Raw genomic sequence first — 16,900 nt, forward strand, 5'->3', positions numbered from 1 at the left:
CGTGTTCTCCTTGAGGATCCGCATCTTGGATTGCGGGAAGGGAAGAGGCTGGGGGCGCGAAGGGTGGCCCCGGCGGTTCGGCCGGCATTCGGCGGAGCGCCTCTGCGAACCCGGCGGCGCGACCGGGCCCGTATCTCATCGACGGTGAATCAATTGAGGCCTCAGTAAATGGGCCACTGGGGCGGTATTAACTGCCCTTTGGGGCAGTTCGATCAATCGCCCCACTCGGAGTCGGCGAGGTGCGTGACTGATGAGCCTACAGCCGGATGCGACACAGTCGGCACGACGCCGAGGGTCAGCGCCGCCAAGGCGACTGCCAGCAGCGGAACGAACCGCACGCGGACCGGGCTTCTCGGGATGCTTTGCATTGGGGAACCCCCTCAACCACTCTAATTCGACGGAATAAGGCGGCCCGTGGTCGACGCTGCGTTTTGTGGAATTCCCCCCCACGGGTCTTGGCGTCAGCTAAGCACCCGGCTTGACCGGCAAACAGCGTGGTGTTACGTCAGAGTTACGCAATGCGCGATGACGCAGGAGGGCGAATGTGCACCGCTATGGAGGAATCGGGCGAAACCGATATAATCGAGCTCTGCGATATCGGCCGGGCGCGCTACGCCGAGGCGATTGAGCAGGGCTCATTGAGCGCGGACCGGGCCACCGAGTGCCTGCTGAAGCTCGGCCTGCTCCAGCCGGGCGGCGACGGCGCGCTGGTGCCGGTCGCCCCTTCGACTGCGGCGACGCTTCGCCTGGGACCGCTGCGGCGCAGGTCGCAGCAGCAGATCGAGGCCATCGCGTCGGTCGAGGGGGTCTACGCGGCGGCCGATCAGGTCTACCGGTCGGCGAACCGCGGCGGTGACACGAGGCTGATCCGCGGCGCCGACAACATCAGCTCGGTGCTTCAGGCGGCGGTCGACGAGTGCCGCGACGAGCTGCTGACCATCCAGCCCGGTGGCGGTCGCCCGTACGAACTGCTCGAACGCGCGGTGGAGCGGGAGCTGCCCGCGTTACAGCGCGGCGTCAAACAGCTGACCATCTATCAGCACTCGATCCGTACGCACGGCCCCACGATCGAGTACGTACGCCGGGTCACCGAGGCCGGCGCCGAGATCCGCACCATCGACGAGGTGATCGACCGGCTGATCATCATCGACCGCGAAGTCGCCTTCATCCCGACCGCGTTCCCGCGCGGGCAGGAGGCGCTGGAGATCCGGCACGCGGCGATCGTGCGATTCCTGGCCAGGCTGTTCGAGAACGTATGGTCGCGCGCGCTGCCCTGGGACGGGGCGGTGGCGCCGGCGAAGCCCGACGGGGTTGTCTCGGAGACGCATCAAGCTATCATCAGGATGCTCATCAGCGGGCATACGCAGAGCCGGATCGCCCGCGAGCTCGGTATCAGCGCACGCACCCTGACGACCAACATCGGCAAGATCTCCAGCGAGCTCGGCAGCGGAAGCCCGATCCAGCTCGGCTATCTGATCGCGACCCGGGGCGTGCTGAAGCAGGATTTCGCGGACGAGGACGACGACGATCCGACGCCGCCGCCCTCGCCGCGTCCCTCGCACCACTGACACGCCGCGTTCCCGCGCGTGCCAGCCATCCGGCGATCATGGTTATGAGGTCATCGTGCTCCTCGTCATCGGCAGTTCCGGCCAGCACTACCGCGAGTACCTTCTCGAGTCGGCCGCGCGCAAGGCACCGCTCTGGCTGCTGGACGGTGTCGAGTCGACGTGGCAAAAGCCTTACGTGCAGGGCACCACGGTCGTGCCGCTGCTCGACCGGCGGCGGCTGATCCCCGACCGGGAACTGCTGGTCGAGACCGCCGTCGAGCTGTCCAAGCAGTACCCGGTCGAGGGCGTCTGGACCTACGACGAGACGCTGGTCGTCAGCACCGCGAACATCGCCGAGGTGCTGGGCGTGCCCGGTCTCGGCGGCGAGGGCGTGCAGAACTGCCGCAACAAGCACCGCAACCGCAAGGTGCTCACGGAGGCGGGTCTGCCGCAACCGCGGTTCGCCTATGTCACGGATGCCGCCGAAGCACGCGAGGCCGCAGAACGAATCGGCTATCCCGTGGTGGTCAAGCCGCGCGGCGCGGGCGCGAGCATCGGAGTGGTCAGGGCGCAGGGACCTGACGAGATCGGGCACGCGTTCGCGGTCGCCGAGGAGGGCAGCTTCGGCGGCGCGAAGGCGTACGAGGGCGGCGCCCTGGTCGAGGAGATGGTCTTCGGCCCGGAGATCAGCATCGACGGAGCGGTGCACCGCGGCGAGTACCTCCCGTTCTGCCTGGCGCGCAAGGTGGTCGGGATGGAGCCGTACTTCGAGGAGATCGGCCACGTCGTCGACGCCGAAGACCCGCTCTGGGATGACAAGGAGCTGCGGCAGGTCCTCGAGAACGGCCACCGAGCGGCGGGCGTCCGCGACGGCATCACCCACACGGAGGTCAAGCTGACCGATCGCGGCCCGGTGATCGTGGAGATCAACGCCCGGATCGGCGGCGACCTCATCCCCTACCTCGGAAAGCTCGCCACCGGAGTCGACCCCGCGTACGTGGCGGTGGACCTGGCCCGGGACGTCCGCCCCGACCTGGCCCGCACAGAGCAGGCGGTATTCGGGATCAGATTCCTGTACCCGCCGCGGGACGGCCGCGTCCGCACGGTTCGCCTTCCCGGAAAAGACCAGGTGCCCGGCCTCTTCAAGGCGGTCCAAGTCGTCCCCGACGGCACCGAGCTCCGCCTGCCGCCCCGAGGCTTCCTCAGCCGCTACGCATTCGTGATCTGCCGCGCCGACTCCCCCGCCGCCTGCCAGGCGGCCCTCGACCAAGCAGCCGCCCAGACCGTGGTCGAGCTCGACCCGCTCGCCGACTGAGCCGCGCGGGCCTCAATAGCCACGTGCCCGCTCGGGGCGGAAAAGTCGCATCCGCCCCCTTGCGACATCGCGCAATGCGCACGTCTGCGCTGAGCACCGGCTCGACCGGGTCGGCCACGGTGCAATGCTGATTTCGGGCGCCAGTCGCCCGCGTCCCCCGGCCGGGGCCGGATGGCGGCGCGGAGCGGAGCGACTCTCTGTGGGCTGACGCCTGGGGCGTCGCGCTGCGGCGCGCCGGAGTCCTGCGGTGCCCTGTCGACGGCTGTCGGCATCGGTCACCCGACATCACCACACCACAACCACACCGTGCCATCAACCACGCCGTGCCATCGACGCTGCGCGGCATCGTCATGCTGCCCGCTTCGCACGATGGCGCGGCCGCCCCGGGCCCTCCCGGCGCGGCGGAGACCGCGCGGGGCGGACCGCCCCGTCCGCTTTCGCATCGAAGAGAGAGTTCAGCCCATGACTCAACAGCAGGAGAACGAGCAGGGTCCGGCTCGGGCGCTGTTCGCCGAGGCGACTGCGCGCGAGTTCGAGACCGCGACCGAGCGCCTGGAGTGGCTCTACGGCACCCGGATCGACCAGCGGAAGGACCCGTCCGCCCTGGAGTGGCTCAACCGGCTGATCAAGGGCGGCGCGCGCGGCCTCGGCCACATCGACAACGCGATGCACGTCGCGATCACGGACGGCTCGCTGTCCGACGGCGAGTTCGCCCAGTTCCTGGCCGCCTACTACTGGGGCTCCAACTACGGCTTCAACAAGACCGTGCTTCCCGGCACGCTCAAGTCGACCGGGAACGACTGGTACCGCGAGTACATCAAGAACATCATCCGCGAGGAGAACACCCCGAGCAGCCACTGGGGCATCTTCAAGCGGTACATGCAGACCCTCGGCTTCGAGCTCGGCGAGCCGCCGGAGTCCGCGCAGGACTTCGTCCGCAAGAACACCGCCGGCTACCAGGCCGAGCTCGGCCACGCGATCGGCTACGCGCTGGCCGTCGAGGTCGAGTCCGACTTCCAGCTCTCGCTCATCGCCCTCGCCCTGATGAAGCGGTTCCCCCGGGCGACCGCCGAGACGATCTTCTTCGACATCCACCTGGACTCCAGCGGCGAGGAAGAGCACGCCCGGATGACCTGCGGCGCCGTCGAGCAGCTGCTGGACGCCGGCCAGATCCACCGGGAGGACGTCGAGGCCGGCTTCGTCCAGGCCATCGTCGACACGCGCGACTTCATGCTGGCGATGCACGAGGAGGTGAGGGACGCCCAGCCGATCGCGCAGATCTGGTGACGCCGGCGCGCGCGACCAGTGGCGGGCGGGCGGCATCCCCTGCTTCGCACCCGCCCGCCACTGCCCTGGCGTTCCGGCGCCGACGTACTCCTGACGCGCCGTGGTGCGCCGAGGCTCGCGCGGCCCGCGACTGTCCTACCCCGCCATTAGATTGGTCTGCTGTGCCTGATGACGCGCCGAACCTCGCCGACTTGAAGCACACGGCCTCGGTGTTCAACGGCTTCGCCAATGTCGACACCTCGTGGCTGCGCCTGCTCGAGACGGTGAAGCCGGCCCTCGACCTGTCGCGGTCGGACCACCGCGCGTTGTTGCTGCGCTGGCTCAATTCCTGGGGCTGCCGCATCCGCTACCCGCGCGACGGCGAACCGGCGCCCTTCGACACCGGCGCCGCCGCGTGGTGGGCGCAGTGGCACGACCGCTTGCCCTCGGTGAGCCTGTCCCGGCTCTCCGACGACGACATCGACGCCATCGGCTCGGCCTATGCCGCGCTCGCCGCGCTCGATGTGAGCGTCGGCCCACGCGCCAGGCGCACCCTCGGCCCGACGGCCGCGGCAAAGGCCATGTACGCGCTGCGGCCGGACGCGATCATGCCCTGGGACGCGGCAATCGCAGAACGCTTATACCGTGCGCGAGATGGCGCCGCGTTCGCCGAGCACCAGCGCAGAGGACGGCGCTGGGCCTCACTGGTCGCCGCCGAAGCCGCCGCGACCGAGGGCGACCTGCCCGCGCTGGTCGGCCGGCCGACCGTGTCGCTGGCCAAGCTCCTCGACGAATACCTCTACGTAACGGTCACCATGTCCGGCCGTGCCGACCGGACCGGGGAGGGATGAAGTGGCGGTCACCGCGCAGGACGTCCGAGCGCTCGCGCTGACGCTGCCACGCGCCTACGAGGCCCTGGTCCGCGACCGGGTCAAGTTCCGCGTCGGACGGCTGGTGTTCCTCTCGATCTCCCCGGACGAGACGCAGCTGGGCTTCGGCTATCCGAAGGAGGAGCGCAACGCGCTCATCGCCGCCGAACCCGAGAAGTACATGCTGCCCATCCCGTCGGACATGCGTTACAACTGGGTGCGCGTTTGGCTGGCCGAGATCGACCACGACGAGCTCGAGGCGCTGGTCGTGAACTCGTGGCGGATGTCCGTACCGAAGAAGGTGTGGACGGAGTACCAGGCCGCCAGGACCTGACAAGGCGCGCCGCGACGGCCGCCCACATCGAATACTGACGTCACCGACTCAACCTTCGCAGGTATCGGTAGCCACCGTCATCGTGGCCTGCGATGAGTGCTCCGCCGACTGTTCTTCTCGCGCGCGCATTCCGACCTGCGCGCACGGCTCCGCAAGGCCCTGACCTGCCGCGCTGCCCCAAGGTGCGGCGTTGATTGTTCTGTTCGAATCAAAGATTCCGGTCAAGCCGGGATGCCGGTGTAGTTGCACAGGATCCACCTGCCGACTCGGCAGCAGGGCGCACAGCTCATCGAAGAAGACCACTCCCATGACGAGGGTGCACACTATGGCGATTGTTGATGTCGAACTGCTGGCTGTCGGCGCGGGCCCGTCGAACCTCGCTCTCGCGGTGGCGCTGGAGGAGCTCGCCCCCGACCTGGCTCGCGACTCGGTGCTCCTCGAGCGCGACGAGCGGGTCACCTGGCAGCGGGGCATGCTGATACCCGGTGCGATGTCCCAGGTGTCCTTCATCAAGGACTTGGTCACCCTGCGCAATCCGCGCAGCCGGTTCTCGTTCCTCAACTATCTGCACGACATCGGCCGGCTGGAGCAGTTCGTCAACATGGGCAGCCTGCTGCCCTACCGCGCCGAGCTCGCCGACTACCTGCGGTGGACCGCCGAGTCGCTGTCCCTGGTGGATCTGCGGCTCGGCCGCGAGTGTGTCGAAGCCACGCCGGTCCACACCAACGGGACGCTCACCGGCTTCCAGGTCCGCACCGCCGACGGCGACACGTACCGCTGCCGCTACCTCGTGATCGGCGCCGGCCGCGATGCCCGCATCCCCGAACCGCTGCTGGCCGTCGCGCCCGAGCGCCTCATCCACAGCACCCAGTACAGACAGCGGATCACCGAGCTGAAGCGCGACGAGCCGTACCGCGTCGTGGTGGTCGGCTCCGGGCAGAGCGCGGCCGAGATGTTCATCGCGGTGCAGGCGGACCTGCCCGAGTGCAGCCCGACCATGGTGTACCGGGCGACCGGACCGGCCAACGGCGAGACCAGCAAGTTCATCAACGAGCTCTACTTCGCCGGCTACGTCGACACCTTCCACGCGTCGAGGCCCGAAGCGCGCCGCCAGATGCTGCTGGAGATGCACCGCACCAACTACTCGGGCCTCTCGGTCGGCACGATGGACACCCTGTACCGGCAGATCTACCTCGACCGGCTCACCGGGCGCGGGCGGCTGCGGCTGATCCCCATGCATGACGTGACCGGCGCCCGCGAGGACGGCGACGAGGTCGTGATCGAGCTGACCGACTGGCGCAACGGCGCGGTGCAGGAGGTGCGCGCCGACCTGGTCCTGCTCGGCACCGGCTACAGCTCGCAGATGCCTGCGATGGTGCGCGCGCTGTCCGAGTCGCTCGGCCAGGGCGAGGTCGAGGTCACCCGGGACTACCGGATGGTGATCGACGGGCCCGCGGAGGCCGCCTGCTACCTGCAGGGCGTGAACGAGGCGACGCACGGGATCGGCGACTCGCTGCTCAGCCTGCTCGCCGCCCGGGCCGACGACCTGCTGCAGGACATCCTCGCCCACCGCGCCGTCGTCGTCGCGGGGACCCGGCCGACCAGCGTCCCGGGCGCCCGCAGGGTCGCGGCCGCGGTCGCGGGCTGACCGAAGCAACCCAACGGAAGGGAAGAGAAGGACATGGAGATCAGACCGCTGGTGCGGGAGAAGCTCAACCGGGAGAACGGCGCGGACGCCCAGCGGCTGGTGCCGTGGGCGCTGCTCAACGCCCCCTTCGAAGCCTCCTGGTGCGTGGTGCCGCCCGGCGGCGCCACCGGGCGCGACCAGCACCACGAATACGAGCTCATCATCGCGATGACCGGCGAGGCCGAGGTGGCATCGGACACCGAGCGGCGCCCGTTCAAGGCCGGCGACATCGTGCACTTCCCCCCGCAGAACGAGCACTGGGTGGTCAACGAGGGCACCGAGGAGTTCCAGATGTACTGCATCTGGTGGGACACCGACATGTCGCACGTCTTCCTCGACCGGCACGCGAAGACGGAAGCGCAGGCCTGACACCCGATGAGCGCCCTCGACAAGGCGGACGGCCGCCGCACCATCGTGATCGGCGGCCCGCCCACGACCAACGGAGACCTGCACGTCGGCCACGTCGCCGGCCCCTATGTGGGGGCTGACACGCACGTGCGCTACCTGCGCGCGACCGGCCGCGACGTGCTGTTCGCCTCCGGCGGCGACGACAGCCAGACCTACTGCGTCACCAGCGCCGCGCGCCTCGGCACCACGCCGCGGGAGCTCACCGCGAAGTCGTGGGGCCTGATCAAGGGCACCTTCGAGGCGATCGGCGTGGACCTGGACGGCTTCGCCCCGACCGACGACGGCTACCGGGCGACCGTGTACGACTACGTCAACCGGCTCTACGAGCTGGGCAAGTTCCGCATGCGCACCGTGCGCCTGCCGTACAGCGAGGCGACCGGCAAGTTCCTGGTCGAGGGCCTGGTCGGCGGCGACTGCCCGCACTGCCTGGCGGACAGCCGGGGCGGCATCTGCGAGGCCTGCGGCCTGCCGATCGACTTCGACGCGCTGATCGAGCCCTGGTCCATCCTCGACCCGTCGGACCCGGTCACCCTGCGCGAGGCCGACATCATGGTCTTCCCGCTGGAGGAGTACCGCGAGCGGCTCATCGCGTTCCACCGGGAGAAGGAGTCCTCGTGGCGCCCCCACGCGGTGACCTTCATGCGCGAGCTGCTCTCGAAGCCGCTGCCCGACTTCCCGATCACCTACCCGATCGACTGGGGCATGCCGGCGCCGTTCGCGGAGACCCCGGGCCAGACCCTCAACGCCTGGCTCGAGGGCATGCCGGCGTCGATGTACTGCCACGCACACGCGCGGCGGATGCTCGGCGAGCACGTCCCCGCGAACGACGACGCCTGGCTGGCCGAGCACGACAACCGGCTGCTGTTCTTCGTCGGCTTCGACAACCTGTTCATCTGGGCGGGCGTGCACGTGGCCGAACTCATCGCGCACGAGGGCAGGTACATCCTGCCGGACACCCTGCTGTGCAACGAGTTCTACGAGCTGGACAACGACAAGTTCTCCACCAGCAAGGGACACCTGGTGTGGACCCGCGACCTGGTGCAGGACGTCCCGCGGGACATCGCACGGTTCTACCTCAACCTCACCGCGCCCGAGCACTCGCGCACCAACTTCAGCCGGGCCGCGCTGGAGAAGGTCGCCGGGGAGCGGCTGGTCGGACCGTGGAACGACCTGGCCGCGACGCTGGCCAAGCTCACCGCGGAGGCCGGGGTCGAGGACGAGCCGCTGCCCGTCTCGCCGGAGGCGCGGGGTTACGCCGCGGTAATCGTCGAGCGGTTCAGCCTTTGTCTGCAACTGAGCAGCTTCAGCCTGAGCCGAGCCGCCGACCTGATCGTGCAGAACGTGGCGCGGCTTCGCCAACAGGCCGACCGGGCCGGCGAACAGGGGCTGGACCGTGACGCGCTGCGGCTGCGCCTCGGCGACCCGTACCTCCAACTACGTGCCCTGATCACCAGCGCCTCACCGATCCTGATTGACTTGGCGGCCGAGGCCGCACGGGTCGGCGGGTTCGAGCCCCGGATGGCCGCCGACGCCTTCGACGTCGCGACCACCACCGCGTTCCCGGTCCCCGCTCTGAGCATGCGCGCCGCCTCGGCACGCGCCTGACCACCGCCCTTCGATGTTGCCCGGGGCGTTCTGGCGGCCGCCCCGGTCAACATCGCAGAAACATCACACCCGGCATCGAATACAGCTAGAGGTCAAGATGTCCATCGACACCGCCGCGAACGCGGACAACGCGAGCCTGCGGCAGTCCAGGCGCGCCGAACGGCTGCTCGTCCCCGCGGGCTTCATCACCACGTCGGGCAACACCTTCCAGATCACCGCGGCCGCGATCCTGGTGTTCCGGGCCGGCAACACCACGTTGTCGGTCGGCTGGCTGTTCATCGCGGTGGCGATCCCGCAGGTGGCGCTCTCAGTGCTGTTCGGCCGGCTGGCCGACCGGCTCGACCGCAGAGTCCTGAGCATGACGGCGGACCTGGCCAGCGCGCTGACCGCGTTCGCGCTGCCGCTCTGGCTCTGGCTGCACGGCTCGGCGACGCTCGGCTCGTACCTGGCGAACTTCCTGCTCGCCTGCTCCGCCGCGCTGTTCATGCCGGCCAGCAACGCGCTGGTCAAGGAGCGCATCCGGGACGACCGGCTGGACAAGTTCAACAGCCACTTCGAGATGGCGAACAACGCCGGCATGCTGCTGTCCTCCTCGCTGGCCGGATTCCTGGTCACCTGGTTCGGCGCCACGCCGCTGTTCGTGTTCAACTCAGGCACCTTCATCGCCTCGGCGGTGCTGACCTACCTGATCGGCGCGAAGCAGCCGAAGCCGGGCGCGGCGGCCACCACCGGCGCAGACACTCCGGCCGCAGCCGGCGGCGCCGCAATCGCGCCGACCGAGCGGCCGATCAAGCGGCTGGTACTTCTGTGGACCAGCGGCAACGCCAACGTGATCGTCGTCAACACCATCCTCACGGTGCTGATCCTGCACACCTTCCACAAGGGCCCGTGGCTGATCGGCGTCACGGACGCGCTGGCCGGCATCGGCTTCCTGACCGGCGCCGCCTGCTACCCCTGGCTCATCGCCCGGATCGACGGACTGAAGCTGGCGGTCGCCGCGGGCCTGCTCAACTGCGCCTTCCTGCTCGTCGAGAGCCTGAACTACATCGTGCTGATGGCGTTGATCCCGTTCGCCGGCTTCGTCTTCGCGCAGGCCCGCATCTCCTCGCGGGTGCTCCTGATGCGGGCCAGCCCGGAGGAGCGGGTCGGCCGGATCTTCGGCAGCGGGCAGGCGTTCGGCCTGGCCCTGGGCACCGCGGCCACCGTCGGCTTCTCAGCGCTCGCCGACACGACCAGCGTGCGCTGGGCGTTCGTCGGACTGGCGGCCATGACCACCACGCAGATCCTGATCGCCTACCTGAGCCTGATCAAGCCCATGGCCGCGCCGGCGAAGCCGGCCGTGGCGCTGGAGGCGACCACCGCCTAGCGCGGCCGCCGCCGTCCACGCCTGCGTGCGACTCAGCCCCGTACACAGCCCCACACGAACCGACCAGCGAAGCGAAGGACACGACCATGTTGGAGCAGGTGGAGCAGCTGTCGGTGCAGCCCCGGCCGCGCCCCGTGCGGGAACGCGCCGTGAAGGGCGGCACGGTGACCTGGGCGTGCATGCCGGGTTTCCCGCCCGCCGTCATCTTCCCGTTCACCCCGCCGGAGCGGTTCGGCACCCGCAACGTCTGTGAATTCCAGGCGCTGATGTACCGGCCGCTGTACTGGCTCGGCCGCGACGGCGAACCGACCATCGACTACGACCTGAGCATCGGCGAGGAGCCGGAGTGGAGCGCGGACGGGCGCACCGTCACGATCCGGATCAAGCCGTGGAAGTGGTCGAACGGCGAGACGGTGTGCGCCGACAACGTGATCTTCTGGGTCAACATGCTGGCCCGCAAGGGCCCGCGCTACGGCCTCTACACCGAGGGCTATTTCCCGGACAACCTGACCTCCTACGGCAAGGTCGCCGAGGACACGGTGAGCTTCACCTTCGACCGGGCGTACTCGCGCCGCTGGATCCTGATGAACCAGCTGACGATGATCATCCCGATGCCGAAGGCGTGGGACCGCACCGCGGACGGCCCGGCCAACGCCTCACAGGACCCTGACCAGGTCGAGGCGGTGTACGACTACCTGCTGGCCGAGAACGGCGACATGGTCGAGGAGACCAACAAGCACCGCGTCAAGTGGGCCGACAGCCCGGTCTGGAGCGTGGTCAACGGGCCGTGGCGGCTCAAGAGCTACACCGAGGACGGGGTGGTCACCTTCGTCCCCAACGAGCACTACAGCGGCCCGAACAAGCCGTACCTGGACGAGTTCCGGCAGATCCCGACCACCTCGGACGAGCAGGAGTACGCGCTGCTCAAGGCCGGCCCGCACGGGCCGGACGGGATCCAGGTCGGGTTCCTGCCGCTGAGCTACGGCGTGCAGCCGGACGGCGACCCGACCACCGGCGGGCCCAACCCGCTCGGCGACCAGTACACGCTGGTGCCGCAGGTCTTCTTCAACATCCGCTTCATGGCGCTCAACTTCGCCAACCCGCGGCTGTTCGGCCACCTCATCCGGCAGCCGTACATCCGCCAAGCGCTGCAAAGCTGCATAGACCAGGAAAGCGGCGCGCGCGATACGTATCAGGGGTACGGCTGGTCGTCGTCGGGCCCCATACCGATGCTGCCGAGCAGCGAACTGCTCTCCCCGAAACTGCGCGACGGCCGCGGGTTCTGGCCGTTCGACATCGAACGCGCCAGGACCCTGCTGTCCGAGAACGGCTGGGACGTGAGCGTCACCCCGGCGGTGTGCGTGCGGCCGGGAACCGGGCCGGGCGAGGCGGGCGAGGGCATACCGGCCGGCACCGAGCTCAGCCTTCTGCTGCGCTACGCCAAGGGCCGCGTCGCGCTGGCCGAGATCATGGAGAAGTACAAGGCGGACGCCGCCGCGGCCGGGATCGAACTGCGGCTCGAACAGGTCTACGGCTCCGTGCTCGTGGTGGAGGACGGCCCGGGGCCGTCCACCCCGGACAACCCCCGGCTGTGGGAGTTGAACTGCTGGAACGGCGGCTGGATCTTCAACTACCCGACCGGCGAGAACGTGTTCCAGAGCGGCGCGAGCAGCAACTTCAGCAACTACGTTGACGCGCGGGCGGACGAGCTGATCGCCCGGACCGTCGCCACCGACGACCTCGACGCGCTGTACGAGTACCAGGAGTACATCAGCGAGCAGGTCCCGGTCATCTTCATGCCCAACTTCCCGCAGCGCCTGTTCGAGGTCGCCGCGAACCTGCGCGGCGTCGCGCCGGTCAACCCGTACGCCCTGATCAATCCGGAGAACTGGTACTACGTCGAGGAAGAGCCGTGACACACGCATCCGAACAAGAGCCGTCGGCCTCCCGACCCGTCGTCCTGGTCGGCTACGTCGGCGCCGCCCTGACCGCGTTCGCGGACCTGCTGCCGGCCGGGTCGGTGGTCTTCGTCGAGGAGCCCGACGTCGTGCGCAAGCGCGGGGCGCGCGAGAAGACCGACGCCTCGCCCCTGGTGCGCGAGCTCATCGAGTGGGAGCACCAGCTGCCCGGCCGGGCGGACGAGTTCTTCCACACCCACCGCGACCTCGCCCCGACCGCGGTGGTCCCGATGACCGAGTACGCCACGCCGTTCGCGGCCAGGCTCGCCGAGCGTTACGGCCTGCCGGGCGCGGGTTACGGCGCGGCGGGGATCCTGCGCGACAAGGAACTGCTGCGCCGGGTGACCAGCGCGGCACGCGTTCGCAACCCCCTGATGGTCCCGGCGCGCTCCCCGCAAGACGTGCTCGAATTCATGGCCGCGCACCCCGGCCCGGTCGTGCTCAAGCCCGCGAACCGCCAGGCGTCGGTGGGCACCCAGGTGATCACCGACCCGGCCGAGGTCGCGCAAGCGTGGCTGGACTGCACCGCGCAGGACGAGGGCGTGTTCGTCCCCGACCGGCCGGTGGAGGTGCGCATGCTCGCCGAGCAGTTCGTCTCCGGGCACGAATTCAGCGTCGAGATGCTGGTCGCCGCCGGGCGCCGGCTGTTCGCCAACGTCACCGGCAAGCAGCTGTTCCCCGGTCCGCGCCCGGTCGAGCTGGCCCACATCGTGCCGGCCGACATCGACCCGGATCTCACGGAACTGCTCGCCCGGCAGACGCAGCGCGTGGTCGAGGCCGTCGGATTCCGGGACGGGATCGTGCACTGCGAGTGGATCGTCTCGGACGGCGAGCCGTACCTGGTGGAGTGCGCGGGCCGGTTCGCCGGCGACGGCATCATCGACCTGATTCAGCGCGCGTACCCGGTGGAGCTCAACCGCGCCTACTTCGCGGTGATGCGCGGCGAGCCGGTGCCCGTCGAGCTGCCCGCCCGGGCCCGCGGCGGCGGCGCCGTCCGGTTTCTGGGCCTGGAGCCCGGCGTGGTCGCCGAGGTGCGCGGGCTCGAGGAGGCCGGCCGGATCGAGGGCGTCTACCACGCCGGGGTGGACTACGAGGTGGGCGCCGTATTCGACGGGCTGCACAGCTCGTGGGACCGAGCCGGCGAGGTCATGGCCACGGCCGACACCCCGGCCGAGGCACTGCGCCTGGCCGAGAAGGCGGCCGCACTGATCGAGATCAGGACGCTGTCTCACCAGGCGGCGACGGCCGGGGCGTGCTTCGCGGACGGACCCCGATGACCCTCGAGACGGTCGGCGCCGGCGCCGCGGACTGCCGCCGCGAGGTGCTGCTGACCGGCCTGTCCTCGGACGCGCACACCTGGAACCTGGCCTACCTCGAGCTGCTTCTCGAGGAGCTCGGCTGCCGGGTGACGAACCTCGGCGCGTGCGTCCCGGACGCGGAGATCATCGAGGCCTGCCGCACCCGGCGGCCGGACCTGGTGGTGATCAGCAGCCTGAACGGGCACGGCCGCCAGGACGGGCTGCGCCTGATCAGCGCTCTGCGGGCCGACCCGGCGCTCGCAGAGCTGCCGGTGGTGATCGGCGGCAAGCTCGACGTGGCCGGCGGCGGCCCGCACACCGCGGCGGGGCTGCTGGCCGCGGGGTTCGACGCGGTTTTCGAGGACGGCGCGGGGCTGACCAGGTTCTCCTCGTTCGTCGGCGCGCTCGCCCCGCGGCCCGCGGCGCCCCTGGCCGTCGCATGACCGAGATCGCGGTGCGGCCGACACCATCCTTCGGCGAGGTGGTCGCGGCCCTGAACGCCGAGGGCGCGCTGGTCGTCCAGCCGCGGATGGGCTTCGCCGACCCGGCGGTCATGCGGCGCGGGCTGCTCGCGACCCGCGCCGCGCGGGCGACCACCGTCGGCACCATCACCCTCGACAGCTACACCCGGCTGGGCGACCACCAGGCGGTGCGGCAGGCAATGCTCGACGACGCCGAGCTCAACGGCTATCCGATCGTGGACCGCGACCCGGCGACGACCGCCGAGATGCTCGGCGGCGTGCTGACCGCGCGTTTCCCGGTCCAGGTGCGGCACGGCTCGGCTGACCCGCGGCAGATCATACGAACCCTGCTGGAGCGCGGCCTGCCGGCCACAGAAGGCGGCCCGGTCTCGTACTGCCTGCCGTACAGCCGCATGCCGCTGGAGCTGGCGGTGGACTACTGGCGGCAGGCGTGCGAGATGCTGGCCGAGTCGCGAGACTCCGGCGCCGAGCCGCACCTGGAGACCTTCGGCGGCTGCATGATGGGCCAGCTGTGCCCGCCCGCGCTGCTGGTCGCGCTCAGCCTGCTGGAGGGCATGTTCTTCTGGCAGCACGGCATCCGGTGCATCTCGCTGAGCTACGCGCAGCAGACCCACCCTGGGCAGGACGAAGAGGCCGTCGCCGCACTGCAGCAGCTCAGCCGCCGGTTCCTGCCGTTCGCCCGCACGCACGTGGTGATCTACACGTATATGGGGGTCTTCCCGCGCACCTTCGGCGGGGCGATGGAGCTGCTGGCCGAGTCGGCGCGGCTGGCGGTGCGTTCCGGAGCCGGCCGGCTCATCGTCAAGACCACCGCCGAGGCGCACCGGATCCCGACCGTCGGCGAGAACGTCGCAGCGCTCGAACACGCGGCGGACGCTGCACTGGGCGCGCTGCGCCGCGCGGCGGCGGAGCGCACCGGGATCCTGGAGCAGGCCGCGGCCCTGGTCGAATGCGTACTCGGGCTCGACGACGACCTCGGCCGGGCGCTGGTGACCGCGTTCGCCAGGGGCCTGCTCGACGTGCCGTTCTGCCTGCACCCCGACAACGCCGGCCGCACCCGCGGCTTCCTGGACGCGGCGGGCCGGCTCCAGTGGCAGCGGATCGGCGCGCTGCCGATCGCGGACCTGGTCGAGCCGCCGGCCGGCGAGCGGCTGACCTCCGCCAGTCTTCTCAGTGCCCTGCGATTTGTACAGAGCGGATTCGACGATCGGTTCGGCGCGCGGGTGCCGCGGCCCGTGCTCGAGGCACACACGGCCCGCGGACCACGGCTTAGGGAACTCGGGAGTATGTCATGACCCAGACGACTTTCATCAGCACGGCCACGGCCGGCGGCACCCCGCCCGGGACCCGGGCGCACCTGACCTCGCCGGTGACCCAGGCGGCACTGCGGGTCCAGAACAACATCACCGCGGCCGCCCGCGAATATCTGGTCGGACACGGCTTCATGGAGATGATGCCGCCGATGATCGGTCCGGTGACCGACCCGGGCTGCCGGGGCGCCAAGCAGGTCGACGTGGACTACTACGGCCACAAGTACAAGCTGATGACCAGCGTGATCCTGTACAAGCAGGCCTCGCTGCTCGCCTTCGACAAGGTCTTCTACATCGCGCCGAACGTCCGGCTCGAGCCGCTGGAGACCGCCGACACCGGGCGGCACCTGGTGGAGTTCACCCAGATCGACGTCGAGGTGGCCGAGGTGCGCCGGGCGGACGTGCTCGATCTTCTACAGGACCTGCTGCGGCACGTGGTCTCCTACACTCTGCGCGAGTCCAAGGCCGACCTGGCCGCCCTCGACCGGGACCCGGATTCGTTCACCGCGATGCTGACCAAGGACTTCGAGCGGCTGACCCACACCGGCGCCGTCAAGCGCCTGCGAGGTCTGCGACACGGCCAGAGCGCCGACGCCGAGATCGACTGGCAGGGCGAGAAGCTCATCTCCGAGCAGACCGACCGGCCCTTCTTCATCGTCGACTACCCGAAGGGCTCGCGCGGGTTCACCGACGGCGAGGACGCGACGCGGCCGGGGACCCTGAACAACTTCGACCTAATCGCCCCGCACGGCTTCGGCGAGCTGGCCAGCGGCGGCGAGCGCACGTATCAGTACCGGACTTTGATCGAGCGGATGCGCGAGACCGGGGAGAACCCGGCCAAGTACGCCTGGTACCTGGAGCTGGCCAAGGAGGGGCTGCGCCCGAGCGCGGGCTTCGGCCTCGGCCTCGAGCGCCTGACCCGGTACATCGCCGGGCTCGACGCGATCTGGCAGGCCAGCGCCTATCCGAAGCTGCCGGGGGTGGCGGCGCCGTGAACAGCATCCACGCACCCTTCCTGCCCGAGACGGCCATCAGGGCCCGTGCTCGCGAGGGCACGGCGGCGATCTTCCCCGACGTCGAGGGCTACGGACGCATGCTGTACGGCGCGACGAGCGGAGTCAGGCCGGTCACCGACGAGCTCGACCTCGCGCGCGTCGTCCCGCCGGTCTTCGTGCCCCGGCGGATGGAGAAGATGCTCGACCTCGGACGCGAGCCGCTGTACGGCGACGTCGACCTGGACTGCTCGATCGGCGGATTCGCCGCGCCGCTGCCGGTGTTCGTGTGCGCATTCGGTTCCACACAGGCGGCCGGCGGCCTCGGCGCGGCGGTGAGCGAGCAGGCGGGCCGGCTCGGCATCCCGATGGTCATCGGCGAGAACGTGGTGCCGATGCACGGCTACGGCCGGACCGGCGAGGACCCGACCAAGGGGCTGCTCGGCCGGATCCAGGCGTACGC

At 69.9% G+C, this 16,900-nt stretch carries 15 protein-coding genes and 1 pseudogene; 15 read left to right on the forward strand and 1 reads right to left on the reverse strand.

The window, feature by feature from the left end; all coding sequences use genetic code 11:
* Positions 1-212: 212 nt before the first annotated feature.
* A complete protein-coding gene (locus VGZ32_RS14325) occupies positions 213-338 on the reverse strand; it encodes a hypothetical protein (protein WP_326886504.1) in 126 nt (41 codons plus the stop codon).
* 216 nt (positions 339-554) lie between these two features.
* Here VGZ32_RS14325 and VGZ32_RS14330 point away from each other — a divergent pair, with 216 nt between their 5' ends.
* The 15 genes and pseudogenes from VGZ32_RS14330 to VGZ32_RS14400 all read left to right on the forward strand — a co-directional run.
* Complete coding sequence (locus VGZ32_RS14330; RefSeq protein WP_326886505.1) at positions 555-1,568, forward strand: hypothetical protein; 1,014 nt, start codon at positions 555-557, stop codon at positions 1,566-1,568.
* A 55-nt stretch (positions 1,569-1,623) separates the two neighbouring features.
* Positions 1,624-2,862: an ATP-grasp domain-containing protein gene (locus VGZ32_RS14335; RefSeq protein WP_326886506.1), complete on the forward strand. Its 1,239-nt coding sequence runs from the start codon at positions 1,624-1,626 to the stop codon at positions 2,860-2,862.
* 462 nt (positions 2,863-3,324) lie between these two features.
* Positions 3,325-4,149, forward strand: a complete 825-nt coding sequence (locus VGZ32_RS14340; RefSeq protein ID WP_326886507.1) for a hypothetical protein — start codon at positions 3,325-3,327, stop codon at positions 4,147-4,149.
* Positions 4,150-4,310: 161 nt separating this feature from the next.
* Positions 4,311-4,979, forward strand: coding sequence for a hypothetical protein (locus VGZ32_RS14345; RefSeq protein WP_326886508.1), 669 nt, complete (start codon positions 4,311-4,313; stop codon positions 4,977-4,979).
* A gap of 1 nt (position 4,980) precedes the next feature.
* Positions 4,981-5,331 carry an MmcQ/YjbR family DNA-binding protein gene (locus VGZ32_RS14350; protein ID WP_326886509.1) on the forward strand — a complete coding sequence of 117 codons (351 nt, stop codon included), beginning with the start codon at positions 4,981-4,983 and terminating at the stop codon, positions 5,329-5,331.
* Between the two features lie 325 nt (positions 5,332-5,656).
* Positions 5,657-6,979, forward strand: a complete 1,323-nt coding sequence (locus tag VGZ32_RS14355; protein WP_326886510.1) for a lysine N(6)-hydroxylase/L-ornithine N(5)-oxygenase family protein — start codon at positions 5,657-5,659, stop codon at positions 6,977-6,979.
* A 33-nt stretch (positions 6,980-7,012) separates the two neighbouring features.
* Complete coding sequence (locus tag VGZ32_RS14360; RefSeq protein ID WP_326886511.1) at positions 7,013-7,387, forward strand: cupin domain-containing protein; 375 nt, start codon at positions 7,013-7,015, stop codon at positions 7,385-7,387.
* Positions 7,388-7,393: 6 nt separating this feature from the next.
* Entirely contained in the window at positions 7,394-9,031 is a 1,638-nt protein-coding gene (locus tag VGZ32_RS14365; protein WP_326886512.1) for a class I tRNA ligase family protein, read from the forward strand.
* A gap of 97 nt (positions 9,032-9,128) precedes the next feature.
* Positions 9,129-10,397 (forward strand): MFS transporter, encoded by a 1,269-nt coding sequence (locus tag VGZ32_RS14370; protein ID WP_326886513.1) that lies wholly within the window; start codon positions 9,129-9,131, stop codon positions 10,395-10,397.
* Positions 10,398-10,483: 86 nt separating this feature from the next.
* A complete protein-coding gene (locus VGZ32_RS14375; RefSeq protein WP_326886514.1) occupies positions 10,484-12,313 on the forward strand; it encodes an ABC transporter substrate-binding protein in 1,830 nt (609 codons plus the stop codon).
* Positions 12,310-13,632, forward strand: coding sequence for an ATP-grasp domain-containing protein (locus VGZ32_RS14380; protein WP_326886516.1), 1,323 nt, complete (start codon positions 12,310-12,312; stop codon positions 13,630-13,632). The genes VGZ32_RS14375 and VGZ32_RS14380 overlap by 4 nt, the downstream gene beginning before the upstream one ends.
* Positions 13,629-14,096 carry a cobalamin B12-binding domain-containing protein gene (locus VGZ32_RS14385; RefSeq protein WP_326886517.1) on the forward strand — a complete coding sequence of 156 codons (468 nt, stop codon included), beginning with the start codon at positions 13,629-13,631 and terminating at the stop codon, positions 14,094-14,096. Before VGZ32_RS14380 ends, VGZ32_RS14385 begins: the two co-directional genes overlap by 4 nt.
* Positions 14,093-15,430, forward strand: coding sequence for a methylaspartate mutase (locus VGZ32_RS14390; RefSeq protein ID WP_326886518.1), 1,338 nt, complete (start codon positions 14,093-14,095; stop codon positions 15,428-15,430). Before VGZ32_RS14385 ends, VGZ32_RS14390 begins: the two co-directional genes overlap by 4 nt.
* Complete coding sequence (locus tag VGZ32_RS14395; RefSeq protein ID WP_326886519.1) at positions 15,427-16,440, forward strand: asparagine synthetase A; 1,014 nt, start codon at positions 15,427-15,429, stop codon at positions 16,438-16,440. Before VGZ32_RS14390 ends, VGZ32_RS14395 begins: the two co-directional genes overlap by 4 nt.
* Positions 16,437-16,900, forward strand: a pseudogene (locus VGZ32_RS14400) (glutamate synthase); the annotation flags it as partial. The gene VGZ32_RS14395 and the pseudogene VGZ32_RS14400, both read left to right, overlap by 4 nt.

Source organism: Actinocrinis sp., from assembly GCF_035938995.1.
Classification (GTDB): domain Bacteria; phylum Actinomycetota; class Actinomycetes; order Streptomycetales; family Catenulisporaceae; genus DASZGI01.

Bases quoted from the DNA above. Each gene is read 5' to 3' on its own strand.
- VGZ32_RS14330 (WP_326886505.1), top strand. From the start codon at position 555: ATGGAGGAATCGGGCGAAACCGATATAATCGAGCTCTGCGATATCGGC.
- VGZ32_RS14340 (WP_326886507.1), top strand. From the start codon at position 3,325: ATGACTCAACAGCAGGAGAACGAGCAGGGTCCGGCTCGGGCGCTGTTC.
- VGZ32_RS14355 (WP_326886510.1), top strand. From the start codon at position 5,657: ATGGCGATTGTTGATGTCGAACTGCTGGCTGTCGGCGCGGGCCCGTCG.
- VGZ32_RS14360 (WP_326886511.1), top strand. From the start codon at position 7,013: ATGGAGATCAGACCGCTGGTGCGGGAGAAGCTCAACCGGGAGAACGGC.
- VGZ32_RS14365 (WP_326886512.1), top strand. From the start codon at position 7,394: ATGAGCGCCCTCGACAAGGCGGACGGCCGCCGCACCATCGTGATCGGC.
- VGZ32_RS14370 (WP_326886513.1), top strand. From the start codon at position 9,129: ATGTCCATCGACACCGCCGCGAACGCGGACAACGCGAGCCTGCGGCAG.
- VGZ32_RS14375 (WP_326886514.1), top strand. From the start codon at position 10,484: ATGTTGGAGCAGGTGGAGCAGCTGTCGGTGCAGCCCCGGCCGCGCCCC.
- VGZ32_RS14385 (WP_326886517.1), top strand. From the start codon at position 13,629: ATGACCCTCGAGACGGTCGGCGCCGGCGCCGCGGACTGCCGCCGCGAG.
- VGZ32_RS14390 (WP_326886518.1), top strand. From the start codon at position 14,093: ATGACCGAGATCGCGGTGCGGCCGACACCATCCTTCGGCGAGGTGGTC.
- VGZ32_RS14395 (WP_326886519.1), top strand. From the start codon at position 15,427: ATGACCCAGACGACTTTCATCAGCACGGCCACGGCCGGCGGCACCCCG.